General features: G+C 30.1%; 1 protein-coding gene. It reads right to left on the bottom strand.

The window, feature by feature from the left end; translation table 11 throughout:
• Nucleotides 1-12: 12 nt before the first annotated feature.
• A complete protein-coding gene (locus AAGV33_RS16325) occupies nt 13-987 on the bottom strand; it encodes an integrase core domain-containing protein (RefSeq protein WP_373393438.1) in 975 nt (324 codons plus the stop codon).
• Nucleotides 988-1,041 lie beyond the last annotated feature (54 nt).

The following is a 1,041-nucleotide window of genomic DNA, read 5'->3' on the forward strand; positions in this document are numbered from 1 at the left end:
TGTAAATGTTACTTATTTCGGTAACGGATTTATCATTTCGATTGGTTTTTTTCCATCAATACCTTGATGTGGCCTTTCATGATTATAGTAATATAAATATTGCAATAATTCTTCTTTTAACTCTTCTTGAGAATCAAAATCCGTATCCCTCAATAGATCATCTTCCAATGTTCTCCAAAAGCGCTCTACTTTACCATTTGTTTGCGGACGGTAAGGCCTTGTGTATCTATGTGTTATTCCCAATTCGATTAGCATTCTTTCAAAAGGATGCTGATTTTTTACTTTACTTGTTTTAATACCGAATTCAGCTCCATTATCAGATAATATCTCTTCAAATTTAATTTCATAATGGCTACTTAAGATGTTTAAGCATTTTAATGCTGCAAACATAACCGTTAAACTCGTAATATCAGGAACTAATTCTGCCCAGGCAATTCGACTATAATCATCAATTAAACAGACTAAATAGAGCTTTTTATTCTCTCCACGAATTATGCTTTTACTTAAATAATGACAATCAATATGACCTAGCTGTCCCATTCTTTCCTTGATTATTTTCTGATGATTCTTTTTAATCTTCGGAGTTAATCTATTTATTTTATGCCGTTTTAAAATATTATAAACTCCAGAATATGATGGTGTATGTTTTCCTAATTTGGGATTTAAGATACTAACAATTTCATATTTGTTGTTTCCCTTTTCTCTTAATTCAATTACTTTTTGTTCAATAAACGGTAAGGGGCGTCTGGTCTTATATCTTGGACCTCGCTTTTGAGGTAATAAATCTGTTGACTTTCCACTTTGCTTATATCGATTATAATACTTTAAAAAACTTTTTCTACAGGTATCATTGGCTTTATAAAAATCCATTGCCTTTTTATGAACAGGATGGGTTTTGTTTTTTACCTGTTCATATTCTTTTATTAAGAAACGATACTTCTCTAAATAGTTTCTCTCTAATGTCGAATCCTGACTATTATTTCTCATCGTAACAAAATTTATTAAAATTAAATTTTGTTACCGAATTATCTAACCTTTACA

The sequence above is a fragment of the Flavobacterium magnesitis genome (assembly GCF_041729735.1).
GTDB classification, from domain to species: Bacteria; Bacteroidota; Bacteroidia; order Flavobacteriales; family Flavobacteriaceae; genus Flavobacterium; species Flavobacterium magnesitis.

Bases quoted from the DNA above. Each gene is read 5' to 3' on its own strand.
- AAGV33_RS16325 (WP_373393438.1), bottom strand. From the start codon at position 987: ATGAGAAATAATAGTCAGGATTCGACATTAGAGAGAAACTATTTAGAG.